The organism is Paenibacillus sp. SEL1 (assembly GCF_054602535.1).
In genome coordinates this window covers 1327475-1344025 of record NZ_CM137723.1, presented here as the reverse complement: position 1 = coordinate 1344025, position 16551 = coordinate 1327475, and the positions used below count along the sequence as shown (strand labels likewise).

At 47.2% G+C, this 16551-nt stretch carries 9 protein-coding genes, 1 tRNA gene and 3 rRNA genes; all 13 read left to right on the top strand.

The annotated features are described in order from the left end of the window. Positions 1-92 precede the first annotated feature (92 nt). Positions 93-1648, top strand: a 16S ribosomal RNA gene (locus ACYCSE_RS06270). A 97-nt stretch (positions 1649-1745) separates the two neighbouring features. Beyond that, a tRNA-Ala gene (locus ACYCSE_RS06265) sits at positions 1746-1821 on the top strand. A gap of 242 nt (positions 1822-2063) precedes the next feature. Continuing rightward, positions 2064-4990: ribosomal RNA gene (locus ACYCSE_RS06260) — 23S ribosomal RNA — on the top strand. A gap of 79 nt (positions 4991-5069) precedes the next feature. Further along, positions 5070-5186: ribosomal RNA gene (rrf, locus tag ACYCSE_RS06255) — 5S ribosomal RNA — on the top strand. The 16S, 23S and 5S rRNA genes sit together here with 1 tRNA gene alongside, the layout of an rRNA operon. A gap of 162 nt (positions 5187-5348) precedes the next feature. Further along, entirely contained in the window at positions 5349-6536 is a 1188-nt protein-coding gene (locus tag ACYCSE_RS06250; RefSeq protein ID WP_459701833.1) for a GNAT family N-acetyltransferase, read from the top strand. Between the two features lie 538 nt (positions 6537-7074). Next, complete coding sequence (locus ACYCSE_RS06245) at positions 7075-7539, top strand: CtsR family transcriptional regulator (protein ID WP_013312188.1); 465 nt, start codon at positions 7075-7077, stop codon at positions 7537-7539. A gap of 69 nt (positions 7540-7608) precedes the next feature. Beyond that, complete coding sequence (locus tag ACYCSE_RS06240; protein WP_023990574.1) at positions 7609-8133, top strand: UvrB/UvrC motif-containing protein; 525 nt, start codon at positions 7609-7611, stop codon at positions 8131-8133. 28 nt (positions 8134-8161) lie between these two features. After that, the gene (locus ACYCSE_RS06235) at positions 8162-9226 is read left to right on the top strand and encodes a protein arginine kinase (protein WP_039274956.1); all 1065 of its coding nucleotides are present in this window, start codon (positions 8162-8164) and stop codon (positions 9224-9226) included. Between the two features lie 44 nt (positions 9227-9270). Continuing rightward, a complete protein-coding gene (gene clpC / locus ACYCSE_RS06230; RefSeq protein WP_023990572.1) occupies positions 9271-11715 on the top strand; it encodes an ATP-dependent protease ATP-binding subunit ClpC in 2445 nt (814 codons plus the stop codon). A gap of 240 nt (positions 11716-11955) precedes the next feature. After that, positions 11956-13329 (top strand): DNA repair protein RadA, encoded by a 1374-nt coding sequence (gene radA / locus ACYCSE_RS06225; RefSeq protein ID WP_013312184.1) that lies wholly within the window; start codon positions 11956-11958, stop codon positions 13327-13329. A gap of 12 nt (positions 13330-13341) precedes the next feature. Then, complete coding sequence (gene disA / locus ACYCSE_RS06220) at positions 13342-14418, top strand: DNA integrity scanning diadenylate cyclase DisA (RefSeq protein ID WP_013312183.1); 1077 nt, start codon at positions 13342-13344, stop codon at positions 14416-14418. A 54-nt stretch (positions 14419-14472) separates the two neighbouring features. Continuing rightward, positions 14473-15219, top strand: coding sequence for a CDP-diacylglycerol--serine O-phosphatidyltransferase (pssA, locus tag ACYCSE_RS06215; protein WP_025723803.1), 747 nt, complete (start codon positions 14473-14475; stop codon positions 15217-15219). A 194-nt stretch (positions 15220-15413) separates the two neighbouring features. After that, positions 15414-16499 (top strand): PIN/TRAM domain-containing protein, encoded by a 1086-nt coding sequence (locus ACYCSE_RS06210; RefSeq protein WP_039274953.1) that lies wholly within the window; start codon positions 15414-15416, stop codon positions 16497-16499. Positions 16500-16551 lie beyond the last annotated feature (52 nt).

Below are 16551 nucleotides of genomic sequence, written 5' to 3'. Positions count from 1 at the left end.
GATGAAACAAAGATTTCTTCTTTTATAAAGAAGAATCGCTAGCATTAAAAATGAGCTTATCGCTCTTTCTATAAACCAACTTCGGTTGGTCTTTAATGGAGAGTTTGATCCTGGCTCAGGACGAACGCTGGCGGCGTGCCTAATACATGCAAGTCGAGCGGGGTTATGTAGAAGCTTGCTTCTACATAACCTAGCGGCGGACGGGTGAGTAACACGTAGGCAACCTGCCCACAAGACAGGGATAACTACCGGAAACGGTAGCTAATACCCGATACATCCTTTTCCTGCATGGGAGAAGGAGGAAAGACGGAGCAATCTGTCACTTGTGGATGGGCCTGCGGCGCATTAGCTAGTTGGTGGGGTAAAGGCCTACCAAGGCGACGATGCGTAGCCGACCTGAGAGGGTGATCGGCCACACTGGGACTGAGACACGGCCCAGACTCCTACGGGAGGCAGCAGTAGGGAATCTTCCGCAATGGGCGAAAGCCTGACGGAGCAACGCCGCGTGAGTGATGAAGGTTTTCGGATCGTAAAGCTCTGTTGCCAGGGAAGAACGTCTTGTAGAGTAACTGCTACAAGAGTGACGGTACCTGAGAAGAAAGCCCCGGCTAACTACGTGCCAGCAGCCGCGGTAATACGTAGGGGGCAAGCGTTGTCCGGAATTATTGGGCGTAAAGCGCGCGCAGGCGGCTCTTTAAGTCTGGTGTTTAATCCCGAGGCTCAACTTCGGGTCGCACTGGAAACTGGGGAGCTTGAGTGCAGAAGAGGAGAGTGGAATTCCACGTGTAGCGGTGAAATGCGTAGAGATGTGGAGGAACACCAGTGGCGAAGGCGACTCTCTGGGCTGTAACTGACGCTGAGGCGCGAAAGCGTGGGGAGCAAACAGGATTAGATACCCTGGTAGTCCACGCCGTAAACGATGAATGCTAGGTGTTAGGGGTTTCGATACCCTTGGTGCCGAAGTTAACACATTAAGCATTCCGCCTGGGGAGTACGGTCGCAAGACTGAAACTCAAAGGAATTGACGGGGACCCGCACAAGCAGTGGAGTATGTGGTTTAATTCGAAGCAACGCGAAGAACCTTACCAGGTCTTGACATCCCTCTGACCGGTCTAGAGATAGACCTTTCCTTCGGGACAGAGGAGACAGGTGGTGCATGGTTGTCGTCAGCTCGTGTCGTGAGATGTTGGGTTAAGTCCCGCAACGAGCGCAACCCTTATGCTTAGTTGCCAGCAGGTCAAGCTGGGCACTCTAAGCAGACTGCCGGTGACAAACCGGAGGAAGGTGGGGATGACGTCAAATCATCATGCCCCTTATGACCTGGGCTACACACGTACTACAATGGCCGGTACAACGGGAAGCGAAATCGCGAGGTGGAGCCAATCCTAGAAAAGCCGGTCTCAGTTCGGATTGTAGGCTGCAACTCGCCTACATGAAGTCGGAATTGCTAGTAATCGCGGATCAGCATGCCGCGGTGAATACGTTCCCGGGTCTTGTACACACCGCCCGTCACACCACGAGAGTTTACAACACCCGAAGTCGGTGGGGTAACCCGCAAGGGAGCCAGCCGCCGAAGGTGGGGTAGATGATTGGGGTGAAGTCGTAACAAGGTAGCCGTATCGGAAGGTGCGGCTGGATCACCTCCTTTCTATGGAGAATCGTTTCCTGCAATGGAAACATTCAAATATGAAGCATTAGCTTCAACAATCATCATTCCATTTGTTCAGTTTTGATGGAACTTGTGAGGGGCCATAGCTCAGCTGGGAGAGCGCCTGCCTTGCACGCAGGAGGTCAGCGGTTCGATCCCGCTTGGCTCCACCAATTACAATTTCATCTAAAAATGTATGAGAATCGTTAACTCTTTGGAGATTGACTGATAATCAAACAGCTTTGCACCTTGAAAACTGGATACCGAAACGAAATTGCGTTTTAGAATATTCCTTTAAGCTGATCTTGTGTAAACAAGTGAAATAAAGGTAGCAGGTAGGGAAAGATCTTTTGCCTTTGGCAAAAATCATTCTTTATCGAACATCGACATTTTCTTTCTTTGAAAGAAAAGTCTAGGTTAAGCTACAAAGAGCACACGGAGGATGCCTAGGCGCCAGGAGCCGACGAAGGACGTGGCGAACAACGATAAGGCCTCGGGGAGCTGTAAGCAAGCTTTGATCCGGGGATGTCCGAATGGGGAAACCCGGCTGTCTTCATCGACAGTCACTTTCTGCTGAATACATAGGCAGAATAGAGGCAGACCAGGGGAACTGAAACATCTAAGTACCCTGAGGAAGAGAAAACAATAGTGATTCCGTCAGTAGCGGCGAGCGAACGCGGATTAGCCCAAACCAAGGAGCTTGCTCCTTGGGGTTGTGGGACGTCTCACATGGAGTTACAAAGGAACCGGTTAGATGAAGAGGTCTGGAAAGGCCCGCCAGAGAAGGTAAAAGCCCTGTAGTTCAAAACTTGTTCTCTCTGAGACGGATCCCGAGTAGTGCGGGGCACGTGAAACCCCGTATGAATCCGGCAGGACCATCTGCCAAGGCTAAATACTCCCTGGCGACCGATAGTGAAGCAGTACCGTGAGGGAAAGGTGAAAAGCACCCCGGAAGGGGAGTGAAATAGATCCTGAAACCGTGTGCTTACAAGAAGTCAGAGCCCGATCTATGGGTGATGGCGTGCCTTTTGTAGAATGAACCGGCGAGTTACGTTCCCGTGCAAGGTTAAGGTGAAGAGCTGAAGCCGCAGCGAAAGCGAGTCTGAATAGGGCGAATGAGTACGTGGACGTAGACCCGAAACCGGGTGATCTACCCCTGTCCAGGGTGAAGGTGCGGTAACACGCACTGGAGGCCCGAACCCACGCATGTTGAAAAATGCGGGGATGAGGTGGGGGTAGCGGAGAAATTCCAATCGAACCCGGAGATAGCTGGTTCTCCCCGAAATAGCTTTAGGGCTAGCCTCGGAAATAGAATCGTGGAGGTAGAGCACTGATTGGGTGCGGGGCCCGCAAGGGTTACCAAGCTCAGTCAAACTCCGAATGCCATAGATTTAGTTCCGGGAGTCAGACAGTGAGTGCTAAGATCCATTGTCGAAAGGGAAACAGCCCAGACCATCAGCTAAGGTCCCCAAGTGTGTGTTAAGTGGGAAAGGATGTGGAGTTGCACAGACAACCAGGATGTTGGCTTAGAAGCAGCCACCATTGAAAGAGTGCGTAATAGCTCACTGGTCGAGTGACTCTGCGCCGAAAATGTAACGGGGCTAAACACACCACCGAAGCTATGGCTTGATGCTTGCATCAGGGGTAGGGGAGCGTTGAATGCGGGTTGAAGGTGTACCGTAAGGAGCGCTGGACTGCATTCAAGTGAGAATGCCGGTATGAGTAACGAAAAGATCTGTGAGAATCAGATCCGCCGAAAGCCTAAGGGTTCCTGAGGAAGGTTCGTCCGCTCAGGGTAAGTCGGGACCTAAGGCGAGGCCGATAGGCGTAGTCGAAGGACAACAGGTCGAAATTCCTGTACCACCGTAATCCGTTATGAGCGATGGGGTGACGCAGTAGGGTAGTGACGCGGACTGATGGATGTCCGTCTAAGCAGTGAGGCTGATGTGTAGGCAAATCCGCACATCGTTAAGGCTGGGCTGTGATGGGGAGCGAAAATTGGAGTAGCGAAGGTCATGATCTCAGACTGCCAAGAAAAGCCTCTAGCCAGGAGAAGGTGCCCGTACCGCAAACCGACACAGGTAGGCGAGAAGAGAATTCTAAGGCGCGCGGAAGAACTCTCGTTAAGGAACTCGGCAAAATGACCCCGTAACTTCGGGAGAAGGGGTGCCTCGGTAGGGTGAATAGCCCGAGGGGGCCGCAGTGAAAAGGCCCAAGCGACTGTTTAGCAAAAACACAGGTCTGTGCGAAGCCGCAAGGCGAAGTATACGGGCTGACGCCTGCCCGGTGCTGGAAGGTTAAGGGGAGTGGTAAGCCCTTCGGGGCGAAGCTATGAACCGAAGCCCCAGTAAACGGCGGCCGTAACTATAACGGTCCTAAGGTAGCGAAATTCCTTGTCAGGTAAATTCTGACCCGCACGAATGGCGTAACGACTTGGGCGCTGTCTCAACGAGAGATCCGGTGAAATTTTAATACCTGTGAAGATGCAGGTTACCCGCGACAAGACGGAAAGACCCCATGGAGCTTTACTGCAGCTTGATATTGAATTTGGGTACGATCTGTACAGGATAGGTGGGAGCCGTAGAACTTTGAGCGCCAGCTTGAAGGGAGGCATCCTTGGGATACCACCCTGATCGTATCTAGGTTCTAACTTGGTACCGTGACCCGGTGCGAGGACAGTGTCAGGTGGGCAGTTTGACTGGGGCGGTCGCCTCCTAAAGAGTAACGGAGGCGCCCCAAGGTTCCCTCAGAATGGTTGGAAATCATTCGAAGAGTGCAAAGGCAGAAGGGAGCTTGACTGCGAGACCTACAAGTCGAGCAGGGACGAAAGTCGGGCTTAGTGATCCGGTGGTACCGCATGGAAGGGCCATCGCTCAACGGATAAAAGCTACCCTGGGGATAACAGGCTTATCTCCCCCAAGAGTCCACATCGACGGGGAGGTTTGGCACCTCGATGTCGGCTCATCGCATCCTGGGGCTGAAGTAGGTCCCAAGGGTTGGGCTGTTCGCCCATTAAAGCGGTACGCGAGCTGGGTTCAGAACGTCGTGAGACAGTTCGGTCCCTATCTGTCGTGGGCGTAGGAAATTTGAGAGGAGCTGTCCTTAGTACGAGAGGACCGGGATGGACGTACCGCTGGTGTACCAGTTGTTCCGCCAGGAGCACCGCTGGGTAGCTATGTACGGAAGGGATAAGCGCTGAAAGCATCTAAGCGTGAAGCCCCCCTCAAGATGAGATTTCCCAATTCGTAAGACCCCTTGAAGACGACGAGGTAGATAGGTTGGGGGTGGAAGTGCAGTAATGCATGGAGCTGACCAATACTAATCGGTCGAGGGCTTATCCTAAAGAATAAAACGCAAATAAGTTTCGGATCCAGTTTTCAGGGTGTAACCTTGAATGTAGAATTTACGATGTAAATTCATGTTTGGTGGCGATAGCGGAGGGGTTCCACACGTACCCATCCCGAACACGACCGTTAAGCCCTCCAGCGCCGATGGTACTTGGACCGCAGGGTCCTGGGAGAGTAGGACGTCGCCAAGCAAAAGTGAAAAGGATGATAATCTCATTGAGATTATCATCCTTTTTTATGCGTTTTTAGATGACCACCTGTTTCTAAGGTTGACAGAGAGAATGGGGTTTGCCACACTCTAAGTGTGTAATCTTTTTATGGATGTCCAAGTATACAAGCGAGGTGACGAAGTTATGGAGATCAGACAATTACAACGTAAGGAATTTGAAGCGGCTATTGAATTATCTCAATATGCTTTTCAGTTTACAATGTCCATGGAGGATCTGGAGAAAGCTAGGAAGAAGTTCAAACCAGAGCAAACATGGGGAATATTCGACGGACATGACTTGAATGCTAAACTGACTTTGTTACCGCTACAGGTATACATAAACGGTCAGGTTTTTGATATGGGAGGCATTGCTGGTGTGGCAACATGGCCAGAAAAGCGTCGCGGAGGCATGGTTTCACGTTTGTTGACGCATGCGCTTGAAGAGATGAAGTCTGCGGGACAAAGCCTTTCTTTTCTGCATCCCTTCTCCTTTGCCTTCTATCGTAAATTTGGATGGGAAACGTATATTGAATACAAAAAGTACGTCATTCCCATTGAAAAATTCCCTGCAAAACTTAAAACAGAGGGTACAGTCAAACGCGATGTCAAAGATATTTCAGAACTGGACCAAGTGTATCAAGCGTATGCATCTCGTTATAATGGCACGCTGGTACGAGATAAGGAATGGTGGCAAGAGCGGATTTTAAATGAGAATTATCGAACTGCGGTATATTACTCAGAAACAGGCGATCCTCAGGGATATGCACTGTACAAAATTGAAAATAAACAGTTGAATTGTGATGAGTTGGTTTATGAAAATGAGACGGCCCGTCGGGCTTTATGGACTTATTTTGCAAATCATGACTCCATGATAACCCATGGTAAATTTATTTACGTTCCAGCAAATGACAATCTGCCATTTTTACTTGATGATCCGCGAATTCAACAGGAGACCGTGCCTTATTTTATGGGCCGTATTGTGGATGCAGCTGCTTTTGTAGAAAGATACCCTTTTGAGCAGGTTGGAGAGGAAACACGTTTAACCTTAAATCTGATAGATCGATATGCACCATGGAATGAAGGAGTATGGAGATTAACAATTACTACGGAAGGGAAAGGACATCTGGAGAGAGTGGATACAAGCAATTCATCTGAAAACGCTATGGTAGCTGACTTGAAACTTGGGATTCAGTCATTGACGACTCTGATGCTTGGCTACCAGCAGGCTGATGATCTGTATAAGTGGGGGCGTATTGAAGGGGGCAGTGAATTTGTGTCTGCGCTTAAACGTGTAATACCAGTAAAACAAACGTTTTTATTGGATTTTTTCTGATAAAGGCCCATTTAGATCTTCTTATGTTCCGTTTTTCAGGGAATATAACTTATGTGCTTATTATAATTTTCAAAACTCTTTCTGTAATTGGGAAGAGTTTTTTTATGGTATTGTATAAAACATAATTAGATTGCGAAAAATGGTATTGACCCCTTGGCAAAAATGAATAATGTGCTATAATATGAATATAGTCAAAGAAAGTCAAAGTCAATCAAACCTCGTGAGGTTCTGTAGAAGTATTTTGATGGATTGGCCGTATAAAGTAATTTTAATAGCAAAGAAGCAAACGAGGATCGAAATGATTTGCGTATAGTTAGGAACTGCCTTTTATGAAAATAAGAGAAGTGTATGACTAATCGCAAATAAAGGCCACACTAGAGAATAAACGGTACAATTCCAATGAGTGTAGAACAGGCAACAGCCTGAATACAGCTTAGATTCGTGACTTTACCGTTTGGTTAAGTTCAATATACGGCGGACTCTGTGGAGCGTGAAATGTACTTGAATACTTGCGTTTCCGTTAGTGGAGGATGATGAAATGCGCAATGTTTCCGATATTATTGAACAATATTTAAAGAGTATATTGCTGGAAAGTCCCCAAGGTTTAGTGGAGATTCAGCGCAATGATCTGGCTGACCGCTTTTCCTGCGTGCCGTCGCAAATTAATTATGTAATTAGCACCCGGTTTACGCTGGAAAAAGGCTATGTGGTGGAAAGTAAACGCGGTGGCGGGGGCTACATTCGTATTCAGCGAATTCAGCTGCCTGCACAGCATGCCATCCATACACATCTTCATCAGAGCATCGGGGAGGAAATAAGCCAATCGGCAGCAGAAGGACTGATTTATCAGTTAGAGGAGGCCCATTTTTTAAGCAAAAGGGAAGCTAATCTAATGAAGGCTGCCTTATCGAGGGATACATTATTACTGAAGCTTCCCTATCGTGATCAACTGCGAGCAAGATTGCTTAAGGCTATGCTGATCTCGTTGCTGGCGACCAAATAGTTTGTGAATAGAGACTAACGTTTGGATGTAGGGATTGGTATAAATCCTGACATTAAAGGAGGTGCTTTTATGCTGTGCCAAGAATGTAATATGCGGCCGGCAACTTTGCATTTCACCAAAATTGTGAATGGCGAAAAGACAGAGTTTCATATTTGTGAGACGTGTGCCAAGGAAAAAGGGGAGATGATCCCTGGAACACCTAACGGCTTTTCGATTCATAGCTTGTTGTCGGGGATGCTGGATTTTGACTCCAGTACAAAGAGCCAGTCTCCAGGCCACAGTGGTCCGCAAAACCTGCAATGCAAGGATTGTGGCATGACCTATGCACAGTTTAGTAAGCTGGGACGTTTCGGATGCCCGTCGTGCTATCAATACTTTGATAGTCGTCTGGACCCTCTGTTCAAGCGTGTGCATGGCAGTACGAATCATGTTGGTAAAGTTCCGGTTCGCACTGGAGGCCGCCTGAAGGTTAAACGGCAAATTGACGATTTGAAAAAAGAGATGCAACAGCATATTGTACAGGAAGAATTTGAATCAGCTGCTGAGCTTAGGGATCAAATCAGAGAGCTTGAAAAAGAAATGACTGAAGAGTAAAGTTTGTGAAGAGTAGGAGGGATGCGTAATGCCCAATATTCGGTTTACGGAGAAGCCGCTAAGTGACTGGATGCGTGGTGATGCTGCGGATTCGGAGATTGTCATTAGCAGCCGGGTGAGAATTGCGCGTAACTTGCAGCATCTGCCTTTTCCCATGCTTGCTACCAATCAGCAGTCGGAAGAAGCACTTCAACGCTTGACGGATATCCTTCAGTATGATGATTTAGGTGGTTTTGGTACTTTTCATACGTTGAAAATATCCGAGTTGGATGAGATCGACAAGCGGGTGCTGGTTGAGAAGCATTTGATTAGTCCTAATTTGGCGAACGAATCTCGTAACGGTGCTGTTTTAATTAGCGATGATGAATCGGTTAGTGTTATGATAAACGAAGAGGATCATCTGCGTATCCAGTGCTTATATCCGGGATGTCAGGTTAGGGAAGCTTGGGAACGCGCAATGATTATTGATGATGCATTTGAAGCGCATGTTGATTATGCATTTGATGATCGGAGAGGTTTTCTGACCAGTTGTCCGACGAATGTCGGCACAGGTATGAGAGCTTCGGTGATGATGCATTTGCCCGCATTAGTCATGACTCATCAAATCAATCGTATATTGTCTGCTGTTTCACAGGTAGGTCTTACGGTTCGCGGCATTTACGGTGAAGGTAGCGAAGCTGTCGGAAATTTGTTTCAGGTATCTAATCAGATTACACTAGGACAAACCGAGGCGGAAATTATAGAGAATCTACATGGCGTGGTGCTACAAATTATTGAGCACGAGCGTTCTGCCAGAGAACGGCTAATGAATGAATCTATGCTGCGAATTACAGATCGGGTGATGCGTTCATTCGGTATTTTGTCATATGCAGCAGTATTGGATTCCAAGGAGGCTGCACAGCGGCTGTCCGATGTGCGTCTTGGCGTAGATTTAGGAATTTTGGAGCGTCCTTCCACCGCAGCGATGAATGAGCTGAATGTGATGACACAACCCGGGTTCCTGCAAAAAAGCTTTGGGGATAAAATGAATACCGAAGAGCGCGATATGTACCGGGCGAAGCTGATCCGGCAAAAATTAGGCACAACCCTTTAATATATAGAATGATCTGAAATACACACTGTGGAGGTGCAGGATATATGATGTTTGGAAGATTTACGGAACGTGCACAGAAAGTGCTTGCTTTGGCTCAGGAAGAAGCTGTTCGATTGGGACACAACAACATTGGCACAGAGCACATTTTGCTAGGCCTCATTCGTGAAGGTGAAGGAATAGCAGCGAAAGCCTTAATCGGTTTAGGACTGGGACTGGAAAAAATTCAGGATGAAGTGGAAACGCTGATTGGACGCGGTCAAGAGCAACCGACGAACATTGCCTATACTCCACGCGCCAAAAAAGTCATCGAACTGTCTATGGATGAAGCCCGCAAACTGGGCCATACCTATGTAGGTACAGAACATATTTTGCTTGGTCTTATTCGTGAAGGCGAAGGCGTAGCAGCACGTGTACTGAATAACCTGGGCATTAGTCTGAACAAAGCGCGTCAGCAAGTGCTTCAATTACTCGGTAGCAGCGAGGCTGTTTCCAGCCATCACGGTGCTCCAGCTAATGTCAGCACGCCAACTCTGGACAGTCTGGCGCGCGATCTGACGGCATCTGCGAAGGAAAACAACCTGGACCCTGTTATTGGGCGTAGCAAGGAAATCGAACGCGTAATTCAGGTGCTCAGCCGCCGTACAAAGAACAATCCGGTTCTGATTGGTGAGCCTGGGGTAGGTAAAACGGCGATTGCCGAAGGATTGGCCCAAAAGATCATAGCGAATGAGATTCCCGAAACGTTGCGCGACAAGCGCGTAATGACACTGGATATGGGTTCTGTGGTAGCAGGCACCAAGTATCGTGGTGAATTCGAGGATCGTTTGAAAAAAATTATGGACGAGATTCGTCAAGCGGGTAATATCGTGTTGTTCATTGATGAGCTGCATACGCTGATTGGTGCTGGTGGAGCGGAAGGCGCAATTGATGCGTCCAACATCCTGAAACCTGCTCTGGCACGTGGCGAGCTGCAATGCATCGGTGCGACCACGCTGGATGAATACCGCAAATATATTGAGAAAGATGCTGCTTTGGAGCGTCGTTTTCAACCCATTACAGTGGATCAACCTTCTCCAGAAGAGGCGATTCAAATCTTGTATGGTCTGCGTGACCGTTACGAAGCGCATCACCGTGTAAAGATCACAGATGAGGCTATTGAAGCGGCCGTAAAATTGTCAGATCGTTATATCACCGACCGCTTCCTGCCAGATAAGGCTATTGACCTTATTGATGAGGCGGGCTCCAAAGTAAGGCTGAATTCTTACACTGTACCGCCAAACCTGAAACAGCTGGAAAACCGTCTGGAAGATATTCGTAAGGAAAAGGATTCAGCGGTACAAAGTCAGGAATTTGAAAAAGCGGCAGCGCTACGTGATACAGAGCAAAAAATCCGTGAAGAGTTAGACGTAACGAAAAACCAATGGAAAGAACAACAGGGTCGTACAGATTCCGAAGTTACCCCAGAGGATATCGCTCAAGTCGTTGCAATATGGACAGGTGTTCCAGTCAGCAAGCTAAAAGAGGAAGAAACACACCGCTTGTTGAATATGGAAGAGTTGCTGCATGAGCGGGTTATTGGACAGGATGAAGCAGTTAAGGCAGTAAGCCGGGCGATTCGCCGGGCACGTGCCGGACTGAAAGATCCGAAGCGTCCAATTGGTTCCTTTATTTTCCTCGGTCCAACTGGGGTTGGTAAAACAGAGCTGGCACGCGCCTTGGCTGAATCCATGTTTGGAGATGAAAATGCGGTTATCCGTATTGATATGTCTGAATATATGGAGAAACACTCCACGTCCCGTCTGGTAGGAGCGCCTCCAGGGTACGTTGGATATGAAGAAGGCGGTCAACTGACTGAGAAGGTACGTCGTAAGCCATACTCTGTTGTGTTGCTGGATGAAATTGAAAAAGCACACCCAGAAGTATTCAATATTCTTCTGCAAGTGCTGGAAGATGGTCGTCTGACAGATTCCAAAGGTCGTGTCGTTGATTTCCGTAATACACTCATCATCTTAACATCTAATGTTGGTGCACAGGCGATTAAACGTAACTCCACGCTTGGTTTTACAGCTGTAGTGGACGCTGGAGCGGATTACGATAATATGAAGGGCAAAGTGATGGATGAACTGAAGAAAAGCTTCCGTCCTGAGTTCTTGAACCGGATTGATGAAATTATCGTTTTCCATTCTCTCGAAGAAAAACATATTGCCGAAATTGTATCACTCATGTCTGAGGAGCTGCGTAAGCGTCTGAATGAGTATGAGGTGGACTTCGAGTTGACAGACAACGCTAAAAAATTCCTTGCCAAGGAAGGTTTTGATCCAGCGTATGGTGCGCGTCCTTTGCGTCGTGCAATCCAGAAGCATATTGAAGATCGCCTGTCCGAGGAACTGTTGACTGGCAACATTACTAAAGGTGACTCTCTCTTCATTGATGAGGAGAACGGTGCATTGACTGTAACCAAAAAGGATAATGTATCTGCCAAGTCCTAAAGCAGTTTACTAAATAAATAGTAGAAAAGGGTGTCTCGCAAGCTGGAAAGCTATTGCGAAGACACCCTTTTTGTGTATAAAACACGGTGAAAAGGTTGGGTAAATGCTTTGGGAAAGTTTGTGATATTGCTTTACGTCCGCCAAGCTTCAATGGTAAACTTTTATTGTTACAGCTCTTTCTGGGCTGTATGAACATAAATTTGACATCATCGTCGTCAATAAGGAGCCAGGGAACAAAGTATGGCTAAAGTGAAAACTAAATTTTCCTGTACGGAATGTGGTTATGAATCGCCCAAATGGTACGGAAAATGTCCTGGATGCCAGGCATGGAATTCCATGGTCGAAGAAACGGAAAGCGTTGTAAAAACTCAAGGAATGGGATCTTCCCTTCTTACTCATAGCACAAAAGACAAGCCACTCCCTATTATAGAGGTGGAGAGTGGCAAAGAAACACGAATTTTGACGGGAATTGGCGAATTGAATCGAGTACTCGGTGGAGGTGTGGTGCCGGGTTCACTCGTTTTGGTGGGCGGTGATCCGGGAATCGGTAAATCTACGCTCATGCTGCAAACATCTAATGAACTGGCTTTAACTGGTTTAAAGGTGCTGTACGTGTCTGGTGAGGAATCTGTCCGTCAAACGAAACTACGTGCAGATCGGCTCGGTGCCTTGTCCCCCAGCCTATACGTATTATGTGAGACGAATTTGGAGACGATTGAAGAAGCAGTGGACAGCTTGAAGCCGGAGTTTTTGGTCATCGACTCGATACAGACTGTATATTTGCCTGAGGTGACGAGTGCACCAGGTAGTGTGGCTCAGGTGCGGGAGTGTACTTCACGCTTTATGCGAATTGCCAAGGGGCTCGGTATTGCTACGGTATTGGTAGGACATGTGACCAAGGAAGGGGCCATTGCAGGTCCGCGTTTGTTGGAACATATGGTTGATTGTGTACTTTATTTTGAAGGAGAGCGTCACCATACGTATCGGCTTTTGCGTGCAGTTAAAAATCGTTTCGGTTCTACAAATGAAATTGGTATTTTTGAAATGGCTGAAAGCGGTTTGCGTGAGGTGTCGAATCCTTCTGAACTTTTCCTGTCTGAACGACCACTGGGTGTGGCAGGTTCTACTGTTGTAGCCAGTATGGAAGGAACCCGACCTGTATTGGTTGAACTGCAAGCATTGATTGCAGCTACACATTTTCCCTCTCCACGCCGAATGGGCACAGGAGTCGACCATCATCGAATGGGATTAATCATAGCCGTGCTAGAAAAGCGGATGGGCATGTTTTTGCAAAACCAGGACGCTTATCTCAACGTAGCCGGAGGCGTGAAGTTGGATGAACCGGCGGTGGATTTGGCTATAGCTGTGAGTATTGCTTCCAGCTTTAGGGATGCTCCTACAAAGCCGTATGATGTGATTTTTGGCGAGGTGGGACTGACAGGTGAGGTGCGCGCGGTATCCCGAGCAGAACAGCGAGTACGAGAAGCGGAGAAACTAGGTTTCAAACGGGTGATCATGCCGGAGAAAAGCTTGAAGGGCTGGACACATCCGAAAGGGATACAAATTATAGGAGTAGGAACGGTGGCAGATGCACTGGCAGCCGCATTAGATTAGGGGGCATTGAGAATGAAAGAAGCGAGCCAACTGGATAAAATGAACGATTTGCTGCGGCTTGTGGCACCGGGAACTCCCTTTCGCGACGGGTTGGAAAACGTTTTGCGTGCCAAAACGGGTGCTCTTCTGGTCGTTGGCTATAGCCCAGAAGTTATGGAAGTCGTGGATGGCGGTTTCTCCATCAATTGTGATTTTTCACCGAACTATTTGTATGAGTTGGCTAAAATGGACGGCGCAATCATATTGAGCGAGGATTTAAAACGAATTTTATATGCCAATACACAACTGATTCCGGACTCCTCCATTTCTTCAATTGAAACAGGAATTCGGCACCGGACAGCAGAACGAGTTGCAAAGCAAACTGGCAAATTAGTTGTGTCTATTTCCCAGCGGCGTAATATTATTACCTTGTATCAGGGGACATTACGGTATGCGCTTAAGGAAATCGGGGTTATTTTAACGAAAGCCAATCAGGCTATTCAGACGTTAGAAAAATATAGATCCGTATTGGGGCAAGCCTCTACGAATTTGACAGCATCTGAATTTGAAGAGCTGGTTACCATGCCGGAAGTCGTTAATGTCATCCAGCGGATCGAAATGGTGCTGCGCATCAAAATGGAAATCAAACGATTTATTAACGAGCTCGGAAATGAGGGCCGTCTGATTAGTATGCAGATGGAAGAGCTTGTCAGCAACATTGAAGAAGAAGCTTGGTTGCTGTATAAGGATTATGCCAAAGACGATAGCGACGAGAAGATTCGTGAAATTATATTGGGACTCAAACGTTCTACGGACGACGAATTGTTGGATGTGAATCATATTGTACGCTTACTAGGCTACCCTTCTTCAGCTGCGACATCAGAGGAGTATATTGCTGCACGTGGCTATCGGGTACTGAACAAGATACCGCGTTTGCCGAATGTGATTATTCATAATCTGGTGGAGCGGTTTGGACGTTTTCCACATGTCATCACAGCAACGATAGAAGAACTGGATGAAGTGGATGGTATTGGAGAGGTTCGTGCGCGTACGATTAAAGAAGGTCTTAAACGTTTGCAGGAACAAGTTTTCATTGACAGGCAAATGTAAATGTAATACAGTGAAAGGATTATAATGGAACAATTCATACATTGAGGTGAAGAGATGATTACCAAATCAATTCCGAACATGTGTACCTTAGGTAACTTGTTTCTCGGAATGATCGCCATTTTATTGGCGGTAGACGGAAAATACAGTCTTGCCGCTATTATGGTTATTGTCGCCATGTTGTTGGACGGACTGGATGGTAGGATGGCCCGGGTCCTGAATGCCCAAAGCGAATTCGGTAAAGAACTGGACTCCTTATCAGATATGATATCTTTTGGTGTTGCTCCTGCAGTTATTATGTACATGGTTGCTTTTCATGATGCGAATTCGGCTCTCGCTTGGACGGTTACTGCCATTTTCCCGATGTGCGGAGCGTTGCGTTTGGCTCGATTTAACGTACGTCCTGGTGTTCCAGGTTATTTTACGGGGTTGCCAATTCCGGCAGCAGGTGGCGTATTAGCCACTTTGTCCTTATTCCATAACGATATTTCATTGTTATACATGTCGATTGCGATGTTGCTGGTTTCTTATTTGATGGTCAGCTCCATGAGATATCCGAATTTTAAAAAGGTCGGCCTTCCGAAAAAAGCGATCTGGGTTGCTCCATGGGTCGTAATTGCAGCGGTGGTGTTGGCTGTTAAATTCCCTGACCAGCTGTCGAAGCTGATTTTTGTGCCGCTGGTGCTGTATGCATTGTATGGTATGAAGCTGAACATTCGTAAGCTGTCACGCAGACGTGGACGTGATCGGGAGCGTTCCAGTCAGGAAGAACAGGACGATCAATATCGTCATTCACAGCGCTAGTATCAAGCAAGAACAAGAATAAGCATTTATTTCCTTGAATCATTTTAGGGAGATAAATGCTTTTTTTTTATGCATAAAAAGTGAAAACACAGGGTTAGTTATGTGGGAAATGGATCATACTGGTAAGAGAAATGCTATGTATCCAACAAGCAGCAGACTATATGCAAAGAAAATAAAGGAGGTATAGAGACTCAATGTGGAGAAAGGCTATTTTAACTTTTACAGGATTGTGCGGAGCATGGTTTGGCTATACGTTATACCAGCGGGTAGGAGGCATTGTATCGTGGATGCCACAATGGTTGAGTGATGGGTCTTTACCGGGAATGATTGTTTGGATGATGGCGGGAGCAGTGCTATTTATGGCTGGGTGTTCATTCGCAGGGGCATCCGTGGCAAATCGATTGCAGCAGGGCATTGAAGGCTTGGTACGAATTCCGATGAACGAGATGATGGCAGGTGTGATTGGTTTAGCAGTGGGATTGACGCTTTCCTTAGCAGTTTATCCGCTTTTTTCATGGTTGGGGGCCCCGGGTCAACTTATCCAGACCGCTGTTACCGTGATATGCGGATATGTAGGATTGATGGTTGGACTAGAAAAGCGGGACGAGCTGTCTTCCTTTTGGAGTTCTGGTTTTTTTGGTCGGGGAACGGGTGTAGAAGAACGCAAGCTGGAGGAACATAAAATATTGGACACCAGCGTCATTATAGATGGACGTATTGCAGATATTTGCAAGACAGGTTTTATTGAAGGAACGATTGTGATTCCTGAATTTGTGCTGGAGGAGCTTCAGCATATTGCAGATTCATCAGATTTACTTAAGCGTAATCGTGGACGCCGGGGTCTGGATATTTTGAATAAAATCCAAAAAGAGCTGGATGTGAATGTGCTCATTTACGAAGGTGATTTTGAGGAAATTTCAGAGGTCGACAGTAAGCTGGTCAAGCTGGCAAAGGTGTTGCAGGGTAAAGTTGTAACTAATGATTTTAACCTGAATAAAGTATGCGAACTGCAAGGTGTATCGGTGCTAAATATTAACGATTTGGCGAATGCAGTGAAGCCTGTCGTATTGCCCGGCGAGGAAATTATGGTGCAGATTATTAAAGACGGCAAGGAGCATGGGCAGGGTGTAGCCTATCTGGATGATGGCACGATGATTGTTGTAGAAGGCGGACGTGACTATATTGGCTCTCTGATGGAGGTACTGGTCACGAGTGTACTTCAGACCTCTGCCGGCCGTATGATCTTTGCTAAACCAAAATTATTGGAAAAAGCTCAATAAACGCGGTATGATGAAGTAGATGTGTTATCATACGGATCGTCCAAGTGCGATC

Excerpts from the sequence above, each read along its gene's own strand:
- ACYCSE_RS06235 (WP_039274956.1), top strand. The coding sequence starts at position 8,162 with ATGCCCAATATTCGGTTTACGGAGAAGCCGCTAAGTGACTGGATGCGT.
- ACYCSE_RS06210 (WP_039274953.1), top strand. The coding sequence starts at position 15,414 with ATGTGGAGAAAGGCTATTTTAACTTTTACAGGATTGTGCGGAGCATGG.
- ACYCSE_RS06250 (WP_459701833.1), top strand. The coding sequence starts at position 5,349 with ATGGAGATCAGACAATTACAACGTAAGGAATTTGAAGCGGCTATTGAA.
- clpC (WP_023990572.1), top strand. The coding sequence starts at position 9,271 with ATGATGTTTGGAAGATTTACGGAACGTGCACAGAAAGTGCTTGCTTTG.
- disA (WP_013312183.1), top strand. The coding sequence starts at position 13,342 with ATGAAAGAAGCGAGCCAACTGGATAAAATGAACGATTTGCTGCGGCTT.
- ACYCSE_RS06245 (WP_013312188.1), top strand. The coding sequence starts at position 7,075 with ATGCGCAATGTTTCCGATATTATTGAACAATATTTAAAGAGTATATTG.
- radA (WP_013312184.1), top strand. The coding sequence starts at position 11,956 with ATGGCTAAAGTGAAAACTAAATTTTCCTGTACGGAATGTGGTTATGAA.
- ACYCSE_RS06240 (WP_023990574.1), top strand. The coding sequence starts at position 7,609 with ATGCTGTGCCAAGAATGTAATATGCGGCCGGCAACTTTGCATTTCACC.
- pssA (WP_025723803.1), top strand. The coding sequence starts at position 14,473 with ATGATTACCAAATCAATTCCGAACATGTGTACCTTAGGTAACTTGTTT.